This is a genomic window from Nocardioides plantarum, assembly GCF_006346395.1.
GTDB lineage: Bacteria > Actinomycetota > Actinomycetes > Propionibacteriales > Nocardioidaceae > Nocardioides > Nocardioides plantarum.
The window spans coordinates 429,581-449,789 of the sequence record NZ_VDMS01000001.1; the positions used below are offsets into that span (position 1 = coordinate 429,581).

Below are 20,209 nucleotides of genomic sequence, written 5' to 3' on the forward strand. Positions count from 1 at the left end.
GGCGTTGAGTGGCTCAAACACACGCAAACGCATGGTTTGCCACGTCACACGAGGTCTCGGGATGTTTCTTCGCTGTCGCTGCCTGCTCGTCTGGCTTGCGCTCACCGCCAGCGCCGCCGGCGTCGCCGGGTGGGCCGGAACTGCCGCCGAGCCGGCCGTCGGATCGGTCGTTGGGCCGACCGCCCGTTTCGACGAGCTGGTGGTCGCGATCGCCGCGATCTCCCTCGTGGCGTGCGCCGCCTGGGCCTGGGTCGTCGGCTCCGTCGTGGTCGTGCAGGCGCTGCGCCGCCCGGGGCGACCCCCGACCTCGACCCGAGGAGTGCCGTCCTGGGCGTCACGGGTGGTCCTGGCCGCCTGCGGGCTCGCGCTGGTCGCGACGGTCCCCGCGCAGGCGTCGTACGACGTCCACCACCCGCCCCGGCACCCGCCCCGAGCAGGGCAGTCCGTCGACGGGCTGCCGTTCCCCGACCGGGCCGTCGGGCCTGCCACCGCCGCCCGAGCCCCGCAGGCGCTCCGCCCGGCACCCGCGCAGGCATCGCTGGCCGCCGCCTCTGTCGTCGTCCGGCCCGGCGACAGCCTGTGGCGGATCGCCGAGCGCCTGCTGGGGGCCGACGCCTCCGCCGCCGAGGTCGCCACCGCGACCCGGACGCTGCACGACCTCAACCGCGCTGCGATCGGCCCCGACCCCGACCTGATCCACCCCGGACTCCGGCTCCGCACGCCCGGGTCCTGACCAGAGGAGACACGACATGTCCACCCCGCTGTTCCACGAGAACGTCGTCCCGCTGCACCTGCCGATGCCGGTCGCGATCACCCAGGGCACCCTCGCGCTCGACCTGCAGCCGCGCCTGGAGCCACCGTCCCCCGCGCCCGGCGACCTGCGCCGCCGACGCGAGGTCGATGCCTGGGCACACCGGTTCGTCCAGGCTGCCGTCGAGATCGTGGGCGGCGACCGGCCACCCTCCCAGCTGGTGCGCCACACCTCCCGCGAGGTCTACGCCGACCTCGAGCGTCGCGCCCAGCTCGTCGCGCGGGCGGGCGGCCACGTCCCGGGTGCCGCGCGCGTGCAGCCGGTGCGACCGCGGGTGCTGTCGGTGCGGTCCGCCTTCCCCTCGGCGCAGGCCGCCGAGGTCAGCGTGCACCTGCGGTACGGCGCCCGCTCGCGGGCCGTGGCGGCGCGCTTCGAGCGTCGGTCGGGGCGGTGGCTATGCACCGCGCTGGAGTTCGCCTGACTCGCACCGCGCGAGGGACGAGCGCGGTGCGAACGTCAGGCGGGTCGAGGGAGCGCGCGACCGAGGAACGAGGTCGCGACCGCGGCTCGAGACCACCTGACGACACGTGCGCGAGGGACGAGCGCGGTGCGAACGTCAGGCGGGTCGAGGGAGCGCGCGACCGAGGAACGAGGTCGCGACCGCGGCTCGAGACCACCTGACGACACGTGCGCGAGGGACGAGCGCGGTGCGAACGTCAGGCGGGTCGAGGGAGCGCGCGACCGAGGAACGAGGTCGCGACCGCGGCTCGAGACCACCGCAGCGACACGGCCACCGGACCGTGGTCGGGTGGCCGTGAGGCGGCAGGGGTCTCGACTCGGGCTCGCTGGCGCTCGCCCGGCTCGACCACCGTGGGGCGGCGGGAGGGTTACCCGATGCGGGCCGTGACGCCCTTCGGGCCACCGGGTGCACCGTGGCACTGCTTGAACTTCTTGCCCGAGCCGCAGGGGCACTTGGCGTTGCGGCCGATGCCGGCGTACTCGTCGTCGGCATCGAGCGGGCCGGTCTCGACGACCTCGTTGTCGCCGTCGATGCCCGGCGCCGAGGTGCGCAGGTTGCTCGGCAGCGACTGCTTCTCCAGGCCCTTGGCCCGGATGTGCGGCGCCGCCTGCTTCGTCAGGACGGGGCCGGCGGCGGGCTCCTCGTCGGGCTGCGGCTCCGAGCGCAGCTCGCGGGCCAACGGCTCCTCGACCTCGACCTCGACGGGGACGTCGTCCTCGTCGTCGTCGACCTGCACCTCGAGGTTGAACAGGAAGCCGACCGCCTCCTCCTTGATGCCGTCCATCATGGCCGCGAACATGTCGAAGCCCTCGCGCTGGTACTCGACCAACGGGTCGCGCTGGCTGTAGGCGCGCAGGTAGATGCCCTCGCGCAGGTAGTCCATCTCGTAGAGGTGCTCGCGCCACTTGCGGTCGAGCACCGAGAGCAGCACGCGCCGCTCGAGCTCGCGCATGACCTCGTCGCCGACCTCGGCCTCACGGGCGTCGTAGGCCTCCTGCGCGTCCTTCTGCAGGACCTCGATCAGGTGCTCCTTGGTCAGCCCGCCCTGCTCGCCGCCGGCCTCCTCGATCAGCTGCTCGCGGGAGATCGACACCGGCCAGAACTGCTTCAGGTCGGTCCACAGCTGCTCGAGGTCCCACTCCTCGGCGAAGTCCTCGAGCGTGCCGCGCACGGTGCCCTCGACGACGTCGTCGACGAAGGTGCGGACCTGCTCCTCGATGTCGGCGCCCTCGAGCACCTCGCGGCGCTCGCTGTAGATCACCTTGCGCTGGCGGTCCATCACGTCGTCGTACTTGAGGACGTTCTTGCGCGACTCGAAGTTCTGCGACTCGACCTGGCCCTGGGCGTTGGCGATCGCGTTGGTGACCCGCTTGTTCTCGATCGGGACGTCGTCGGGGATCTTGAGCATGGTCAGGACGCGGTCGACCCACTCGGACTTGAACAGCCGCATCAGCTCGTCCTCGAGCGAGAGGTAGAACCGGGACTCGCCCGGGTCGCCCTGTCGTCCGGACCGGCCGCGCAGCTGGTTGTCGATGCGGCGCGACTCGTGGCGCTCGGTGCCGACGACGTAGAGGCCGCCGAGCTCGCGGACCTCGTCGTGCTCGTTGCCGACCTGCTCCTTGATCTTGTCGAGCATCTCGGGCCACGCGGCCTCGTAGGCCTCGGCGGTCTCGCCGGCGGGCTCGAGGCCCTGCTTGCGCAGCTCGGCGTCGGCGAGGAACTCCACGGACCCGCCGAGCATGATGTCGGTGCCACGGCCGGCCATGTTGGTGGCGACCGTGACGGCCCCCTTGTGACCGGCCATCGCGACGATCTTGGCCTCGTCGGCGTGGACCTTGGCGTTGAGCACCGAGTGGGCGACGCCGCGGATCTTGAGCTGGTCGGAGAGGTATTGCGACTTCTCGACCGAGACCGTGCCGATCAGGACGGGCTGGCCCTTCTCGTGACGCTCGACGATGTCCTCGACGACGGCTTCGTACTTGGCCTTCTCGGTCCGGTAGACAAGGTCGGCCTGGTCGCTGCGGATCATCGCCCGGTTGGTCGGGATCGGCACGACGCCCAGGCTGTAGATCTTGTCGAACTCGGAGGCCTCGGTCATGGCCGTGCCGGTCATGCCGGAGAGCTTCTCGTAGAGACGGAAGTAGTTCTGCAGGGTGATCGTCGCCAGGGTCTGGTACTCCTCGCGGACCGTCACCCCCTCCTTGGCCTCGATCGCCTGGTGCAGGCCGTCGTTGTAGCGGCGACCGGCGAGCATGCGGCCGGTGTGCTCGTCGACGATGAGCACCTCGCCGTCCATGACGACGTACTCCTTGTCGTTGCGGAACAGCGCCTTGGCCTTGATGGAGTTGTTGAGGAACGAGATCAGCGGGGTGTTGACCGACTCGTAGAGGTTGTCGATGCCGAGGTGGTCCTCGACCTTGGTGATGCCGGGCTCGAGGACCGAGATGGTGCGCTTCTTCTCGTCGACCTCGTAGTCCTCGTCGACGACGAGCTTGGCGGCGATCTTGGCGAACTCGTCGTACCACTTCACCTCGTCCTGCGTCGGGCCGCTGATGATCAGCGGGGTCCGCGCCTCGTCGATGAGGATCGAGTCGACCTCGTCGACCACCGCGTAGAAGTGGCCGCGCTGCACGCACTCCTCGATCGAGCCGGCCATGTTGTCGCGCAGGTAGTCGAAGCCGAGCTCGTTGTTGGTGCCGTAGGTGATGTCGCAGTTGTAGGCCTCACGACGCTCCGCCGGGCGCATCGACGGCATGATCACGCCGACGCTCAGGCCCAGGAAGTGGTGGATGCGGCCCATCTGCTCGGACTGGAACTTGGCGAGGTAGTCGTTGACCGTGACGACGTGGACGCCCTTGCCCGCCAGGGCGTTGAGGTAGGACGGCAGGGTCGCGACCAGGGTCTTGCCCTCACCGGTCTTCATCTCGGCGATGTTGCCGAGGTGGAGGGCCGCGCCACCCATGATCTGGACGTCGAAGGGCCGCATGCCGGTGACGCGACGCGACGCCTCACGGACCGTGGCGAACGCCTCGGGCATGATGTCGTCGAGCGTGGCGCCCTCGGCCAGGCGCTCCTTGAACTCGCCGGTCATCGCCTGGAGCTCGGCGTCGCTCATCGCCTTGAACTCGTCCTCGATGGCGTTGACGGCCTTGGCGATGGTCTCGAGCTGACGCAGGGTCTTGCCCTCGCCGATGCGGAGGAGCTTGTCGATGATGGCGGGCACGTCGGTGACATCCTCTGGGGTGGGCTGCTGATCCGGGAGGCCCGAACAGGGCCACCGTCCATCTTAACGAGCCGTGGTGGCGGACCGTTCCTCGGCAGTGACCTCGGCAGTGACCTCGGCAGTGAGCTCGACGCTCACCTCGGCCGCCAGGGCGGGCGCCAGGTCGCCGCGCGCCTCGACGACGACCTCGGCGAGGCCGAGCCAGCCGGCCAGCCGCCGTAGCTCGGCCGCCAGCTGTGGCGCGGTGTCGTGGGGCGCGCCGTCCTCGGCGTAGACGCCCCGGACGAGGAGTCGGCCGGTGGCGCGGTCGGCCTTGAGGTCGGCCCGGGCGACGAGCTCGTCGCGCAGCAGGAACGGCAGCACGTAGTAGCCGTGCACCCGCTTGTCGGGCGGGGTGTAGATCTCGATGCGGTAGTGGAAGTCGAAGAGCTGCTCGGCACGCTCGCGGCGCCACACCACCGGGTCGAACGGGCTGAGCAGCGCCCGCGCGCCGACCGCCCGCGGCCGGCGCGCGTCGCGGTGGAGGTACGCCGGGCGCGCCCACCCCTGGATCGAGACCGGCTCGAGCTCCCCCGACTCGACCAGCGTCGCGACGGCGCGCTCGGTCGGGGTCACCCGCATCCGGTAGTAGTCGGCCAGGCAGCCGACCGTGGCCACGCCGTGCGACATCGCGGCGCGTCGTACGAGGGCGAGGTGCTGCTCCTCGACCGTGAGGTCGGGCGCGGCCAGGACGTGGTCGGGCAGCACCCGCTCGGGCAGGTCGTAGCGCACCTCGAACTGGCTCGTGCGGCCCGCGATCGCCAACCGGCCGGTCATGGAGAGGTAGTCGAGGCCCTTGCGCGCCTCGGACCAGTTCCAGCCCCAGTGCTCCTTGGACCGCGGCGCACCGTCGTCGAGCTCGCGCGCGGTGGACGCCCCGAGGTCGGTGACCTGGTCGACCAGGCGGTCGGCCAGCTCGTCGCTCACCCCGCCCCACCACGTGCTCCGGCCCTCGACGTAGTGCCGGCGCCGATGGTCCATGGCCGGCCACAGCTCCACCGGCATGAACGCCTGCACGTGTGCCCAGTACTCGACCAGCCGGCGCCGCTGCCGCCCCGTCGACGCCCGCTCGAGCAGCGCCGGGTCGTAGGCCCCCATCCGGGAGTAGAGCGGCATGTAGTGCGCCCGCGTCAGCACGTTGACCGAGTCGACCTGCAGCACCCCGGTGCGCTGCAGCGTGCGTGCCAGGGTGCGCATGGTCGGCGCCTCGTGCGGCTTGTCGAGGAAGCCCTGCGCCGCCAGTGCGACACGACGCGCCTGCGCGCGCGACAGGGACGTGGGTCGTGGGGACACACCACCGTTCTACCGTGTTCCGCGGACGGTTTCGGGCCGTATGCCGTCCGCCCCACGCCGGTCGAGGTGCGAAGGCCGCCAGGCCTGAGCCTCGAGACCCCCGCAGCGTCGCTGGAGACCGCGGGACGCTGCGGTGGTCTCGAGGCTCGGCGCTAGCGCGCCTCGCACCTCGACCGACGTGCGCCTCGCACCTCGACCGACGGGGGTGGGCTACGGGAGCTCGAGCAGGTTCTCGCGCACGGCGTACATGACGGCCTCCATGCGGGAGTGCAGCTGCAGCTTCTCGAGCATGTTGCGCACGTGGTTCTTGACGGTGTTCTCGCTGATGAACAGCCGCGCAGCGATCTCCTTGTTGCTGTGGCCCTGGGCCACCAGGCGCAGCACGTCGAGCTCGCGATCGGTCAGGCGCAGGGCGGGTCCGGTCTCGCGCTCGGGGCGCGCCATCTGCTTGAACTCGTCGATGAGCTTGATGGCCATCGACGGGCTGATGAGGGACTGGCCGTCGGCGACGACGCGGATGGCCTGGGCGACCTCCTCGATCGAGGAGTCCTTGAGCAGGTAGCCGGAGGCGCCGCTCTTGACGGCCTCGTAGAGGTCGGCCTCCTCGTCGGAGACGGTGAGCATGATGATCTTGGCCGACGGGACGCTCTGCTTGATGGCCAGGCACGCCTCGATGCCGGACCGCTTGGGCATCCGTACGTCGAGCAGGACCACGTCGGGGGCGGCGGTCTCGGCCAGCACGGTGCCCTCGACGCCGTCGCCGGCCTCGCCCACGACCTCGAGGCCGGGCTCGACCGCGAGGAGCATGGTCAGTCCGCGACGGAACAGCTGCTGGTCGTCGACGACCAGCACCCGGATGGGCTCGCGCTCGCCCTGACCTGGTACCGCGGGATCTGCCACGGGGCGATCATCGCACGCCCCGCGGCCGATCCCGCTGCTGTGGCTCGCTCAGGCCAGCTCGTCGGCCTCGAGGTCGAGGGAGATGACGCCGTAGTCGTAGCCGCGGCGACGGTAGACGACTGCGGGCCTCTCGCTCTCCTTGTCGACGAACAGGTAGAAGTCGTGACCCACGAGCTCCATCTCGTAGAGCGCCTGGTCGAGGGTCATCGGCGTGGCCGGGTGGGTCTTCTCGCGCACGACCAGCGGCCCGTCGCCGGTGACGTCGATCGGGCCGACGGAGCGCTCGATCACCTCGTCGGCGACGGGGTCGGGCGTGAGGTCGGGCGTGGTCGTCACGTCGGCGAGGGCCTCGCCCACCGAGACGGGGGCGCGTCGGCCGTGGTGGACGCGGCGGCGGTCGGCGGCGCGGCGCATCTGGGAGGCCATCTTGTCGAGCGCGAGGTCGAGGGCGCCCATCTGGTGGTCGGCGGCCGCCTCGGCCCGGATCACCGGTCCCTTGGAGAACGCGGTCAGCTCGACGTGGATGGACTTGTCCTGCTGGCGCCGGTTGGTCTCGCAGTCGACCTCGACGTGGACCCGTTGGATCCGATGGTCGTGCTTCTCCAGCTTGGCCAGCTTCTCCTCGCAGTGACCCCGGAACGAGTCCGTGATCTCGCAATGGCGCCCGGTGACGACAACATCCATGGTGAACCTCCCGCTAGCGATTGGTTACTCGTTGAATCAGCCGTGGCCGGTGTCCTTCACCGTGCGCACGACGAGAGGAGTCCGTCCGGCCGACCTGGTCTTCGACCCCACAACCGCCTGCTGAGGTGCTCGCGGCTCAGTGCCACTACTGACCTTCTCCCGACGCCCCGAGGGGCTGGCCGTATCTGACGGCCGGGACGGGGCAGGACTTACTACTAAGCCGCACCGTGATCCCCTTGCCCTTCCCTTGCGGGGGGCACACGGGGGGCGAGGCCCTCCGTGCATCGGGTTACGTGGACCGTTTCGCCTGCGACTGGCATCGGCTAGCCGAGCCGGGGGGGACCCCGGTTCGACGCAACCACGGACCCGGACGGACTCCATACAGAGACGTTAGTGCGTGGGCGGGGGTGGCGGAACCTCTGAACCTGAGTTGTCGCCGTGAAACCGGTCGTCGCCCCGAGCCGGCGTACGACGAACGGTCGCGGCGACCACCGCCACGGCGAGCACGTCGATCCCGACGGCGCGCAGCGCGCGTTGGGCCTCTCGCGCGGTGCTGCCCGTGGTCAGGACGTCGTCGCACACGACGACGTGGACGGCCTCACCGCGCCGCGCCAGGCCGCGCAGGGCCCGCGGTCGTACGGCCATCGAGCCGGCCAGGTTGGCCCGCCGGTGGGCGATGTCGAGACCGGCCTGGTCGACGACGCCCGGCCGCGACCGCAGCAGGGGTACGACGCACACGCGGGTCCCGAGCAGGGCCGCGGCGACCCGGGTGGTGGCGAGCATGGGGTCGTGCCCGCGGGCCCGCACGGTCGCCGGACGCGAGGGCACCGGCACCAGCACGACGGGCGCCTCGCCGGACACCGGGGCGAGGGCGGCCGCGACCGAGCACGCCAGCAGGTCGCCCAGCAGCGGGGTGAGCGCCAGCAGGCGGTGCTCCTTGTGCCCGATCACCAGGGCGCGCACGAACCCGTCGTAGTCGGCGACGGCGTACGGCGTGACCAGACCGGGCGGAGGCGGGCTCGGCCAGCGCGGACCGGCCCGGGTCGGCAGCGCGTCGCGGCAGGCCGGGCACACCAGCCGGCCCGGCAGGGCGCAGCCCAGGCAGCTGCCGCCGAGCAGCAGGTCGGCGGCGGCGTCACGCATCCGCGCGGGGTCACGTGACATGCCGTCGATGGCACCAGGGATCGCCGGTCGTGACCAGCGCCCACCGCCGCCCTGTGGACAGCCGGTCAGCCGGCGTAGTCGACGCTGGTCGCCGGCGAGCCCACGAACCCGTAGGACCCGCCGTCGGTGAGGTCGACGAGGTTGTCCTTGGTCACGACGTAGAGCGGCAGCGTCGTGATCGGGGACCCGGCGAGCCCGATCACCGGGCCGACCACCGGCGTGGGGAGCGACTCGGCGCTGCTCGGGGAGCCGTCGACGCCGATCTGGCGGACCCCGTAGATCCGGTCGGGACCCAGGGGGCTCAGCACCGCGAGCGTGGTCGGCGAGGTCCAGGCGATGTCGTCGATGCGCAGGCTGGTGCCCGGATCGACGTCGATCACCCGGGTGCTGCGCACCCGGACGACGTCGCCGACCCCGTCGGCCTCCACCCGGCCGACGCGAAGCTCGTCGCGGTTGGCCCCACGCACGACGGCCACGAAGCGCGTGCCGTCGCGCGAGACGAGGAACGAGCGCACGTCGAGGCCGCTCACGCCGGCGACCTCGACCACACGGTCGCGCCCGTCGACGACGAGGTGGACCACCGCGCCGGCCTTGGTGCGGTCGACGACCCAGACCCGGTCGGCGAAGTCCCAGGCCGGGGTCAGCAGCGAGGTGCCGGTGAGGACGACGTCGGGCTTGGCCGGCGGCTCGCCGTCTGGCTCGTCGGAGTCGGCGGGTCGGACCAGGTCGGCGACGAGCAGGTCGCGACGGCCGACGGCCACCGCGGCCGCGCGCGCGCCGTCGATGTTGGGCGTGGCCGTGCTGATCGGGACGTCGCCGTTGCCGAACACCCCGGGCACCGCCTTGAGCTCGTTGCCGTCGCGCCGCTGCAGCCGGTGGTCGCGTACGGCGAACAGGTCGGTGGACGGGGCCGGCCCGTTGGGGCCGTAGCGATCGGCCTCGCTGACGTCGTAGCGCTCGTCGCCGTCGGGAGCCAGGACGGCCGCGCCGCCGAGCGTGACCTGGATGGCGCGCACGCCCGACTGCTGGCGCAGCGTCCACGCGAGCTGGGCCAGCAGCCGTTCCGAGGCGGCCTTGCTGATCTCGGTGGCCTCGCCGCCGAGGTCGATGTCGGCCACCCCGTCGGCGATGGACACCTGGACCTGCCCGTCGAGACCGGGTGGGAAGTAGGACTGCACCAGCCCGGTCAGCGACGACCGGCCGGTGCTCTCGACGAGTCGGCGGACCAGGGTGGCCGGCAGCTCCTTGCCCCGCGGGACGTAGACCGGCTGCGGCACCAGGATGCGTCCGCTGGGGTCGAAGAAGTAGAGCGACGCCGTGCGGAAGCGCTGGGTGAACCAGCCGCGGGGCACGACGAGCGCGTCGGGTGGGTTGTCGATGCGGTACTCGCCGTCCTCGAGCTCGAGGTCGAAGCGCAGGTCGCCACCGGCGAGGTTGTCGTCGTAGCCGCCGTAGCGGTCGAGGTGCTCGGCGTCGACGAGCTGCACCGACACCGACAGCTGGGTCTCGCGCGGCTGCTGCCGGTCGAGGTAGGTGATGGTCCCGTCCTCGGGGTCCCACGCCGTGGCCGCGGCGGGCGTGAGGTACTGCTTGGCGACGTCGAGGCGGATCGGCGAGGCGTACAACGAGTCGAGGAACCCGTTGACCACCGCACTCGGGGTCATCCCCGGGGTCGGCGGGACCGCGTTGATGTCGCTGGCCTGCTCCTCGTCGACCGTCGAGCGGGCCCCGCCGTCGACCACGGGGCCGGACTCGGGCAGGCCGCTGCACCCTGCGAGCACCAGGCCGGCGAGCAGGCCGACCACGAGGGCGGACACCGGTGCCGGTACGCCGCCGCGGCGGCGGGTCCTGCTGGTCGCGCTCGTCGCCGCCCTCATCGCCGTCCTCATCGCCGCACCGTCTCGGCGGCGGGGTCGACGGCGTCCTCGGGCTGCAGCGGGAGCGGGCTGCGCCGCAGGGCGAACCCGGCGCGCCGGGGCAGCGTCAGGCGGAACTGCGCGCCGCTGCCCGGTCGCCCCCACGCCTGCAGCCAGCCGCCGTGCAGGTGGGTGTCCTCGAGCGCGATCGACAGCCCGAGGCCGGTGCCGCCGCTGGTGCGCGCCCGGGCCGGGTCGGCGCGCCAGAAGCGGTTGAAGACCATGGCCGACTCCCCCGGCTCCAGGCCGACGCCGTAGTCGCGCACGGCGACGGCCGAGGCGTCGTCGTCGACGGCCAGGCGGACCACGATGCCGGGCTCGCGACCGCCGACCGCGGCGTGGTCGATCGCGTTGGTCACCAGGTTGCGCACGATCCGCTCGACCCGCCGGGCGTCGGCCTCGGCCAGGCACGGCCGGCCGGCGTCCTCGACGGCGATGCTGACGCCGCGCTGCTCGGCGAGCGCCCGGGTCGAGTCGACCACCCGGCGTACGACGTCGCCGAGGTTGACGTCCTCGAGGTCGAGCACCGCGGCGCCAGCGTCGAAACGGCTGATCTCGAGCAGGTCGGCGAGCAGGACCTCGAAGCGGTCGAGCTCGGTCTGGAGCAGCTCGGCGGCCCGGGCGGTCCCGGGGTCGAACGTGCCGCGGGCGTCGTGGAGCACGTCGCCGGCCATCCGGACGGTGGTGAGCGGGGTGCGCAGCTCGTGGGAGACGTCGGAGACGAAGCGGCGCTGGACCCGGCTGAGCTCCTCGAGCTGACGGATCTGGCGCTGCAGGTTGCTGGCCATCTGGTTGAACGAGATCGCGAGCCGCGCGACGTCGTCCTCGCCCTTGACGCGCAGGCGCTCCTGCAGCCGGCCGGCCGCGAGCCGCTCGGCGACCTGGCGGGCGAGCCGGACCGGTGCGACGACCTGACGGGTCACCAGCCAGGTGATGCCCGCGACCAGCACCAGCAGCAGCACCGCGGCCGTGAGCAGTGCCCGACCCACGAGGTCGAGGGTCTCCTGCTCCTCGACCAGGGGGTAGATCAGGTAGATGACGTAGATCCGGTTGTCGGCGGGCAGCCGTACCTGGGAGCCGACGACGATGGCGGGGGTGCGCTGCACCGTGCCGTCGGCGGTGGTCACGACGCTCGTGTAGGTCCAGGCGGGGGCGGCCCCGATCGTGGCCAGCCGGTCCTGGAGCTCGGCCGGGACGCTCGCGGCCAGGTCGAGGCCCGCGCTGTAGGTGGCGGTGCGCTCGGCGATGGGGCGGTCGTCGTCGACGGGGCCGGCGACCGCCACGCTGTAGCCGCGGGTCTCGGCCCGGGTGATGATCGAGTCGGCCAGGGTGCGCAGCTGGGCTTGGGCGTCGGTCTCACGGCCGGACTCGGTCTCGAGGCGGCCCTCGGCCTCGGTGGTCTCGTTGGCGGCCTCGGCGAGCACGGTGTCGACGCGGCTGTCGAGCAGGCCGTCGCGGGTCTCGCGCAGGAGGTACCAGCCGACGGCGCTGATCACGATGGCCGACAGCACGAGGGTGCTCACGACGACCCGGGCCTGGGTGGAGCGGCGCCAGAAGGTGAGCGCACGGCGTACGCCGGACGGCAGGCGGGGCCCGCGGCGCGGCCTCACCACGCGCTAGGCCTTGCCGGCCTTGTAGCCCACGCCGCGCACGGTCACCACGATCTCGGGGTGCTCCGGGTCGTGCTCGACCTTGGAGCGCAGCCGCTGCACGTGCACGTTGACCAACCGGGTGTCGGCGGCGTGCCGGTAGCCCCAGACCTTCTCGAGCAGCATCTCGCGGGTGAAGACCTGCCAGGGCTTGCGGGCCAGGCAGAGCAGCAGGTCGAACTCGAGGGGGGTCAGGCTGATGATCTCTCCGTCGCGCGCGACCGAGTGGCCGTCGATGTCGATGGCGAGGTCGCCGATCGACAGCGACTCCTGCTGCTGGGCGGGTGTCGTCGCGGCGTCCTTGCGGCGCACGCGCGCCCGGATCCGGGCGACGAGCTCCTTGGGCTTGAACGGCTTGACGACGTAGTCGTCGGCACCGGACTCGAGGCCCACGACGATGTCGACGGTGTCGCCCTTGGCGGTGAGCATCACGATCGGCACGCCGGACTCGGCGCGGATCTCCTTGCACACGTCGATGCCGTCGCGTCCCGGCAGCATCAGGTCGAGCAGCACGACGTCGGGGCGGTAGTCGCGGAACGCGGCCAGGGCCTGGTCGCCGCGTCCGACGGTCTGGGAGTCGAAGCCCTCCTGGCGCAGCACGATCGACAGCATCTCGGCCAGGGCGGCGTCGTCGTCGACGACGAGCACACGACCGTTGGTCGCCAGGTCGCTCGTCGGCTCACTCATGCTCACCATTGTGTCAGCACACCTCGAAACGACTGGCCCCGGAGACACACGAACGCCACCACGGGGATCGTGGTGGCGTTCGTGACGTTGCAGGCTTGCCGACTGCCTCTACCCGCGTGAGGCGCCCCGACCCGAGCCGGAGCCGACCACACGGCGCACGTCGCGGAGGGTGGCCCCCCGCGCCGGTCGGGTCCGCCGGACCAGGCCGGCGGCAGCCCTACGAGGATGGTGCGGACCGCGCGGCGCGGGGCCGCCCGTAGCGACCATTCAGTCAGTACCGGTAGGTGTCGGCCTTGTAGGGCCCCTCGACGGCGAGGCCGAGGTAGGAGGCCTGGTCGTCGGTGAGGGTCGTCAGCTTGACGCCGAGGGCGTCGAGGTGGAGACGGGCGACCTCCTCGTCGAGGTGCTTGGGCAGCACGTAGACGCCGACCGGGTAGTCCTCGGTCTTGGTGAAGATCTCGATCTGGGCCAGCACCTGGTTGGTGAAGGAGTTGGACATCACGAACGACGGGTGGCCGGTGGCGTTGCCGAGGTTCATCAGACGACCCTCGGACAGCACGATGATGGCCTTGCCGTCGGGGAACGTCCACAGGTCGACCTGCGGCTTGACCGTCTTGCGGACGGCGACGCCGTCGGCCTCGAGGCCGGCCATGTCGATCTCGTTGTCGAAGTGGCCGATGTTGGCGACGATCGCGTTGTGCTTCATCGACCGCATGTGGTCGACGGTCACGACGTCGCGGTTGCCGGTCGCGGTCACGATGATGTCGGCGAAGGGGAGCGCCTCCTCCAGCGTGGTGACCTGGAATCCGTCCATCGAGGCCTGCAGCGCGCAGATCGGGTCGATCTCGGTGACGATGACGCGGGCGCCCTGGCCGCGCAGGGACTCCGCGGAGCCCTTGCCGACGTCGCCGTAGCCGGCGACGACCGCGACCTTGCCGCCGATGAGGACGTCGGTGGCGCGGTTGATGCCGTCGATGAGCGAGTGGCGGCAGCCGTACTTGTTGTCGAACTTCGACTTGGTGACCGAATCGTTGACGTTGATGGCGGGGAAGAGGAGCGACCCCTCCTTCATCATCTCGTAGAGACGGTGGACACCGGTCGTGGTCTCCTCGGTGACGCCCTTGATCGAGTTGGCGATCGGGCCCCAGTAGTCCTTGTTCTGGGCCAGGACGTCGTTGAGGACCTGGAAGATGATCTTCTGCTCGCCGCTCTTGGCGGAGGCCGGGTCGGGCGCGACGCCGGACTTCTCGGCCTGGACCCCGAGGTGGACCAGCAGGGTCGCGTCACCACCGTCGTCGAGGATCATGTTGGGCAGCTCGTTGCCCCAGTCGAGGATCTGCTGGGTGCACCACCAGTACTCCTCGAGCGACTCGCCCTTCCAGGCGAAGACCGGCGTGCCCGACGGGGCGTCGACGGTGCCGTGGGGGCCGACGACGACGGCGGCCGCCGCGTGGTCCTGGGTCGAGAAGATGTTGCACGAGGCCCAGCGGCACTCGGCGCCGAGGGCGGTGAGCGTCTCGATCAGCACGGCGGTCTGGATCGTCATGTGGATCGAGCCGACGATGCGGGCGCCGGCGAGGGGCTGCGAGTCGGCGAAGCGCTCACGCATCGCCATCAGGCCGGGCATCTCGTGCTCGGCGAGCTCGATCTCGGTGCGGCCGAAATCGGCCAGGGAAAGGTCTGCGACCTTGTAGTCCACGGTGTCTCCTCAGGAGGGCGAAGCTGGCGTCTGCGTCGCGCATCTGCGCGTTGTCGGGATCTCCCACGCGACGAAATTCAGCGTAGGACAGCGCCGGGCCGATCCAGGAATCCCCAGAGGGGTGGCGAGACCGCGAGGGCGTGTCTCTAGTGGGCCGCGGCGCCCTTGCGCGGGACGACGTGCATGACCGCGACGACGACAGCGCCCACGACGATGCCGACGACGGCGGAGAGCGCGGTGTTGACCAGCCACCCGGCGACACCACCGACGGCTCCCAGCGCATGTGCGACCTCCTCCTCGAGGTGGTGCACGGCGTCGTACGGCGGATCGACGCCGAGCTCGTGGAGCTGGACGAGCAGGATGTGGCCGCCCACCCACAGCATCGCGGCCGTGCCGACGACCGAGATGACGGCGAGCAGGCCGGGCATGGCGCGCACGAGGGCGAGGCCGACCTTCTGGGCCGCGGCCGAGGAGCGCTGCGCCAGGGCGAGCCCGACGTCGTCCATCTTCACGATCAGGCCGACCACGCCGTAGACCAGGACCGTGATGCCGATCGCGACGACCACCAGGATGATGGCGCGCGACAGGAACGCCTCGTCCTTCACCTCGTTGAGCGCGATCACCATGATCTCGGCGGAGAGGATGAAATCGGTCCGGATCGCCCCGGCGACCATCGTCTTCTCCTGCTCGGGGCTGATCTCCGACGACTTCTCGGCCTCGTCGGGGTGGTGGCCGCGGACGCGCTCCCAGACCTTCTCTGCGCCCTCGTAGGCGAGGAACGTGCCACCGCACACGAGGATCAGCGGGAGCACCCAGTCGGGGGCGAACTGGCTGAGCAGCAGCGCGGCCGGGAGGATGAAGAGGATCTTGTTGCGCAGCGAGCCGACGGCGATCTTCTTGATGATCGGCAGCTCGCGCTGGGCCGCGACGCCCTGGACGTACTGCGGGGTCACCGCGGTGTCGTCGACGACCACCCCCGCGGCCTTCGCGCTGGCCCGACCCGCGGCAGCGGCCACGTCGTCGACCGAGGCCGCGGCCAGGCGGGCGATCGCCGCGACGTCGTCGAGAAGTCCGAACAGGCCAGCGCTCACCCGCGTCAGCGTAGACGAGTGTGGTGGGCGAGCTCGGGTCGTGGTGCCCGCAGCGGCGTCACGTCGACCCGCGGGCCGACGACGACGCCGTCGCCACGGCGGGTGCGCCAGGCCCCGACGGGGTCGACCAGCGGACCGAGGCGACGGATCGCGGGCGGGGTGGCCAGGAGCAGCGCCAGGGCCACGGCGCACCCGACGACGACGAGACGACCGAGCATCGGGTGCACGACGGCCCAGTCGAAGACGCCGAAGGCGTCGGCCGCCCGGATGACGAAGGGGTGCCCCAGGTAGACGATCATCGTCGCCGAGCCCATCCGGGTGAACCAGCTGTCGCGGCTCGGCACCAGGGCGAGGGCACCGAGCGCGCAGCCCAGGCCGAGGAGCAGCAGCGAGCTGCGCACGAGCGCACCCTCCACCAGCCCGGCGCCCAGGACGTCGTAGGGGCGGTAGTAGAGCCACCACGTGCCCGCCCACGAGTCGAGGTCACGCACCAGGACCAGCGTGAGCAGCAGGCAGACCACGCCGGCCTGCTGGGCCGCGGGCGTGCGGATCCGGTCGATCCGCTCCGGGGTGGCGAGCAGTCCGATCACGAAGAACGGCAGCAGGCCCAGCACGCGCGACAGGGAGAGGTAGGGGATGTCGACCATCCCACCGAACAGGCTGATCGCGAGCGCCGCGCCCATCGCCACGACGGGCGGGACCGCGAGGAACGCCGGGGCGGCCAGCCGCCAGGCCGCGAGCGCGACGAGGTACCAGAGCGGCCAGAGCGGCTCGAGGAACGGGTGCTCCGGCGGCGCCCACCCGAGCAGGCCCTGGAACCCGACGAGGGCCGCCTGGTAGAGCACGAACGGGACGACGACCGTGGCCACCAGGGCCCGCACCCGGCGCGAGGACCAGTCGAACGAGCGGGAGAAGTAGCCGCTGACCATGATGAACGCCGGCATGTGCCAGACGTAGAGGTAGTCGTAGAGCCAGCTATTGGTCGCCGAGTCCGGCAGCAACAGGCTCCAGGCGTGCCCGACGACCGCCAAGGTGACCAGGGTCATCTTGGCGTTGTCGAACCACGGGTCCCGAGCAGCCATTCGCACGACCGTAGACACGGTGCCTGAGAGGCGGCCAATCGTTCACCCGCCCGGAGAGGTGCGTTCCGCGTCGTCACGCGGTGTCGCGGTGCGGGACGTGGTCGAGGTCACTCCTTCGGTGCGCCCGCCGGTGGCCGGAGCCGGGGCCGGGGTCCGGGTGACCCGGGGTGGGTCATCAACGCAAGATCCCTACACACGAACTGACCCACCGTGCGTCACTCTGCGTAAGCGGCCTCTCCGCATCTGATGCAGGGTGGGTCACTGTGCGAAGACGGCCCCGTCCACATCCGATGCAGGGCGGGTCACCTTGCGAAAACGACCCCCTCCACATCCGATGCAGGGCGGGTCACCTTGCGAAAACGACCCCCTCCACATCCGATGCAGGGCGGGTCACTGTGCGAAAACGACCCCCTCCACATCCGACGCAGGGTGGGCCACTCTGCGAACCCGGCCTTTCCACCACCGGCGCCAGGCGGAGGAACCCGCGCTCCGGGACGCGCCCGGGCCGGTCAGTCGTCGACGAGACCCAGTCGGAGGAACTCGGCTGCGTAGGTGCCGGTGAGGAGCAGCTCGGCGTAGCGGGCGACCTCACCAGGGGCGTCGGCGGTGACGGTCTCGATGCGGACGCCGCGTGCGGTGGCCGCGGCCTGGAGCAGGCCACGGTGCTCGCGGACGACGGGGTCGTCGGCGCCGTCGTCGAGGACGAGCAGGACCGGGCGCAGGTCACCGGGACCGCCGTCCTCGGCGGCGAACGGGTCGTCGAAGACGTCGCGCTGGCGGGTGGCCTCCAGGACGGGCAGCAGGTGCTCGGCGTCGCCGGCCAGGGCGGTGCGCCCGCTGGCGCGCCGGATCGACTCGGCGACACGGCGGGCGGCGCGGGCGGCCAGGACCGAGCCGCCCCACACGAGCGGGTTGGCGTCGGCCAGGGAGATCGCGAGGATCTTGGCGGGGTTGATGGAGATGTCGCGGTGCGGCGAGCAGGAGATCGCGACCGCGTCGAGGGCCTCGGCGACGGTGTCGGCCTCGGCCTCGGGCCCCAGCCCCACCTGGTGCAGGTAGGACAGCATCACGACGGCGGTGGCGAGCTGGTCGTCGGTGACGGTCGGGAGCACGGTGGTCCAGCGACCCTCGGCGTGCTCGGCCACCATCGAGGCGGGCGGGCAGGCGACGACGACCTGGCAGCCCCGGCGTACGGCCTCGGCGACCGCGGAGGCGGCACCGGAGTCGGACCCGACGGGGGCCAGCACGACGACCAGGTCGAGGCTGCCGGCCCAGCCGGGCAGCGCGGGGCCGGGCCAGGCCACGAACGGCACGGGGCAGAACGGCTCGAGGACGGCGCGCAGCAGGCGGGAGTCGGGGCCGGCGGCGATCACGGCGCGCGGGCGCGCGTCCTGGGCCCGGGTCACCCCGATGGCGGTGGCCTCGGCGGCACCCGCGGCCTCGCGGCGTACGCGGGCACCGGACTCGGCGAGGGTGCGCAACCGGAGGTCGGCGGCACCCAGCGCCGTCTCGTCGTCGAGGCGCGACTCGTCGAACCAGGTCATCGCGCGCTCACGGCTTGCGGGCCTCGTCGACCAGGAGGACCGGGATGTCGTCGCGCACCGGGTAGGCCAGGCCGCACGAGCCGCAGACCAGCTCACCACCGTCGGCGGCGAGCGTCAGGTCGCCGTGGTCGGCCGGGCACACGATGATCTCGAGCAGCGCAGGGTCGATCGCCATCAGTTGTCGCCTTCGCGGATCAGGGCGAGCACGGTGTCGCGCATCGCCGTCATGGTGGCCTCGTCACGGCCCTCGACGTTGAGCCGCAGCAGCGGCTCGGTGTTGGACGGACGGACGTTGAACTGCCAGTCGGCGTGGCTGACCGACAGCCCGTCGAGGTGGTCGATGGTGACGCCGTCGCGCCCGGAGTAGTCGGCCTGGATCGCGGCGACCACCGCGGCCTGGTCGGCGACGGTGCTGTTGATCTCGCCCGACAGCGGGTAGCGCTCGTACTGCGCGAGCAGCTCGCTCAGCGTGCCGTCGTACGACGCCAGCGCAGCGAGCGCGTGCAGCGCGGCCAGCATGCCGGAGTCGGCACGCCAGAAGTCGCGGAAGTAGAAATGGCCGCTGTGCTCGCCGCCGAAGATCGCGTCGGTCTCGGCCATGGTGGCCTTGATGAAGGAGTGGCCCACCCGGGTGCGCACGGGGGTGCCGCCCAGCTCACGGACGAGCTCGGGGACGGCGCGGCTGGTGATCAGGTTGTGGATGACCGTGGCCCCGGGGTGCTTGGCCAGCTCGCGCTCGGCGATCAGCGCGGTCAGCGTCGACGGCGAGACCGCGCGGCCGCGCTCGTCGACCAGGAAGCACCGGTCGGCGTCGCCGTCGAAGGCGAGGCCGATGTCGGCGCCCTCCTCGAGCACCTTGGCCTGCAGGTCGACCAGGTTGGCGGGCTCGATCGGGTTGGCCTCGTGGTTCGGGAAGGAGCCGTCGAGCTCGAAGTAGAGAGGCACCAGCTCGACGGCGTCGCCGATCCGGCCGAAGACCGCCGGGGCGGTGTAGCCGGCCATGCCGTTGCCGGCGTCGGCGACGACCTTGAGGCGGCGCCCGGTGACCGGGGCGAGCGCGAGGAGGTGGGCGGCGTAGGCCTCGAGGACGTCGTGCTCGGTGATCGAGCCGATGCGGGTCGGCGGGGCGACGTCGCCCGAGACGACCAGGTCGCGGATCTCGGCCAGGCCGGTCTCGAGACCCACGGGCTGGGCGTGGGCCCGGCACATCTTGATGCCGTTGTACTGGGCGGGGTTGTGGCTGGCGGTGAACATGGCGCCGGGCACACCGAGGTGGCCGGAGGCGAAGTAGAGCTGGTCGGTCGAGGCGAGTCCGATCAGGGTGACGTCGGCGCCGGCCTGGCTGGCCCCGTCGGCGAACGCCCCGGCGAGCCCGGGCGAGCTGGGCCGCATGTCGTAGCCGACGACGACCTCGGTGGCGCCCACGACCTGCACGAAGGCCCGGCCCGTGGCCCGGGCCAGGTCGTCGTCGATCTGGTCCGGAACGGTGCCCCGCACGTCGTACGCCTTGAAGACGGCCTGGATGGTGGCGGGGTCGAGAGCCATGCGGCAGACCCTAGTGGGCCACGCGACGACGCGGATCGTCAGTCGGTGGTCAGCACGCGCAGGTGGCCGCGGCGTCCGGTCTCGCGCCCGGTCTCGTCGGCGGGAGCGGGCCGGGGCTGCGGCGCCGGGCGCCCGGCCTCGCGGACGGCGTCGGCCAGCGCGAGCAGGTCGTCGTGGTTGGGGCCGCGGTCGACCAGGTCGCTGGCCAGGCGCAGGACCTCCCAGCCGCGCGGAGCCGAGAGGCGCTCGCTGTGCACGGCGCACAGGTCGTAGGCGTGCGGCTCGGCGTAGGTCGCCAGCGGGCCGAGCACGGCGGTCGAGTCGGCGTAGACGTAGGTGAGGGTCTGCACCGCGGGTCGACCGCAGGGGGTGCGCGAACAGCGCCGGGCGAGACTCACGTGAGGGAGGCTACCCGTCAGCGG

Annotated in this window: 17 protein-coding genes; 2 read left to right on the forward strand and 15 right to left on the reverse strand. The window is 71.8% G+C overall.

The features are described from left to right. Positions 1 to 61 precede the first annotated feature (61 nt). Together FJQ56_RS22350 and FJQ56_RS01990 are read left to right on the forward strand one after the other, a co-directional pair. The gene (locus tag FJQ56_RS22350; RefSeq protein ID WP_140007523.1) at positions 62 to 733 is read left to right on the forward strand and encodes a LysM peptidoglycan-binding domain-containing protein; all 672 of its coding nucleotides are present in this window, start codon (positions 62 to 64) and stop codon (positions 731 to 733) included. A 16-nt stretch (positions 734 to 749) separates the two neighbouring features. Further along, positions 750 to 1,232, forward strand: a complete 483-nt coding sequence (locus FJQ56_RS01990; protein ID WP_140007524.1) for an Rv3235 family protein — start codon at positions 750 to 752, stop codon at positions 1,230 to 1,232. Between the two features lie 406 nt (positions 1,233 to 1,638). Here FJQ56_RS01990 and secA read toward each other — a convergent pair whose 3' ends face one another. From secA to FJQ56_RS02065, 15 genes are all read right to left on the reverse strand, one after another. Beyond that, positions 1,639 to 4,494, reverse strand: a complete 2,856-nt coding sequence (gene secA / locus FJQ56_RS01995; RefSeq protein WP_140007525.1) for a preprotein translocase subunit SecA — start codon at positions 4,492 to 4,494, stop codon at positions 1,639 to 1,641. Positions 4,495 to 4,557: 63 nt separating this feature from the next. Then, the gene (locus FJQ56_RS02000; protein WP_246083943.1) at positions 4,558 to 5,826 is read right to left on the reverse strand and encodes a winged helix-turn-helix domain-containing protein; all 1,269 of its coding nucleotides are present in this window, start codon (positions 5,824 to 5,826) and stop codon (positions 4,558 to 4,560) included. A gap of 210 nt (positions 5,827 to 6,036) precedes the next feature. Continuing rightward, a complete protein-coding gene (locus tag FJQ56_RS02005; RefSeq protein WP_246083944.1) occupies positions 6,037 to 6,726 on the reverse strand; it encodes a response regulator in 690 nt (229 codons plus the stop codon). 48 nt (positions 6,727 to 6,774) lie between these two features. After that, positions 6,775 to 7,410 carry a ribosome hibernation-promoting factor, HPF/YfiA family gene (gene hpf, locus FJQ56_RS02010; protein ID WP_140007526.1) on the reverse strand — a complete coding sequence of 212 codons (636 nt, stop codon included), beginning with the start codon at positions 7,408 to 7,410 and terminating at the stop codon, positions 6,775 to 6,777. A gap of 390 nt (positions 7,411 to 7,800) precedes the next feature. Next, positions 7,801 to 8,574, reverse strand: a complete 774-nt coding sequence (locus tag FJQ56_RS02015; protein ID WP_140007527.1) for a ComF family protein — start codon at positions 8,572 to 8,574, stop codon at positions 7,801 to 7,803. Between the two features lie 65 nt (positions 8,575 to 8,639). After that, positions 8,640 to 10,451 (reverse strand): LpqB family beta-propeller domain-containing protein, encoded by a 1,812-nt coding sequence (locus tag FJQ56_RS02020; RefSeq protein ID WP_170215227.1) that lies wholly within the window; start codon positions 10,449 to 10,451, stop codon positions 8,640 to 8,642. Positions 10,452 to 10,459: 8 nt separating this feature from the next. Next, positions 10,460 to 12,103, reverse strand: coding sequence for an MtrAB system histidine kinase MtrB (mtrB, locus tag FJQ56_RS02025; protein ID WP_140007529.1), 1,644 nt, complete (start codon positions 12,101 to 12,103; stop codon positions 10,460 to 10,462). 3 nt (positions 12,104 to 12,106) lie between these two features. Further along, positions 12,107 to 12,826 (reverse strand): MtrAB system response regulator MtrA, encoded by a 720-nt coding sequence (gene mtrA, locus FJQ56_RS02030; RefSeq protein WP_140007530.1) that lies wholly within the window; start codon positions 12,824 to 12,826, stop codon positions 12,107 to 12,109. Positions 12,827 to 13,097: 271 nt separating this feature from the next. Next, entirely contained in the window at positions 13,098 to 14,525 is a 1,428-nt protein-coding gene (ahcY, locus tag FJQ56_RS02035) for an adenosylhomocysteinase (RefSeq protein ID WP_140007531.1), read from the reverse strand. A gap of 146 nt (positions 14,526 to 14,671) precedes the next feature. Beyond that, positions 14,672 to 15,616, reverse strand: a complete 945-nt coding sequence (locus FJQ56_RS02040) for a DUF808 domain-containing protein (protein ID WP_140007532.1) — start codon at positions 15,614 to 15,616, stop codon at positions 14,672 to 14,674. A gap of 5 nt (positions 15,617 to 15,621) precedes the next feature. Then, positions 15,622 to 16,698: an acyltransferase family protein gene (locus FJQ56_RS02045; RefSeq protein ID WP_140007533.1), complete on the reverse strand. Its 1,077-nt coding sequence runs from the start codon at positions 16,696 to 16,698 to the stop codon at positions 15,622 to 15,624. Positions 16,699 to 17,207: 509 nt separating this feature from the next. Then, complete coding sequence (locus tag FJQ56_RS02050) at positions 17,208 to 18,242, reverse strand: SIS domain-containing protein (protein ID WP_140007534.1); 1,035 nt, start codon at positions 18,240 to 18,242, stop codon at positions 17,208 to 17,210. A 7-nt stretch (positions 18,243 to 18,249) separates the two neighbouring features. Then, positions 18,250 to 18,417: a Trm112 family protein gene (locus FJQ56_RS02055; protein ID WP_140007535.1), complete on the reverse strand. Its 168-nt coding sequence runs from the start codon at positions 18,415 to 18,417 to the stop codon at positions 18,250 to 18,252. Then, positions 18,417 to 19,787, reverse strand: coding sequence for a phosphomannomutase/phosphoglucomutase (locus FJQ56_RS02060; RefSeq protein ID WP_140007536.1), 1,371 nt, complete (start codon positions 19,785 to 19,787; stop codon positions 18,417 to 18,419). Before FJQ56_RS02060 ends, FJQ56_RS02055 begins: the two co-directional genes overlap by 1 nt. 38 nt (positions 19,788 to 19,825) lie before the next feature. Beyond that, entirely contained in the window at positions 19,826 to 20,185 is a 360-nt protein-coding gene (locus FJQ56_RS02065; RefSeq protein ID WP_140007537.1) for a DUF3499 domain-containing protein, read from the reverse strand. Positions 20,186 to 20,209 lie beyond the last annotated feature (24 nt).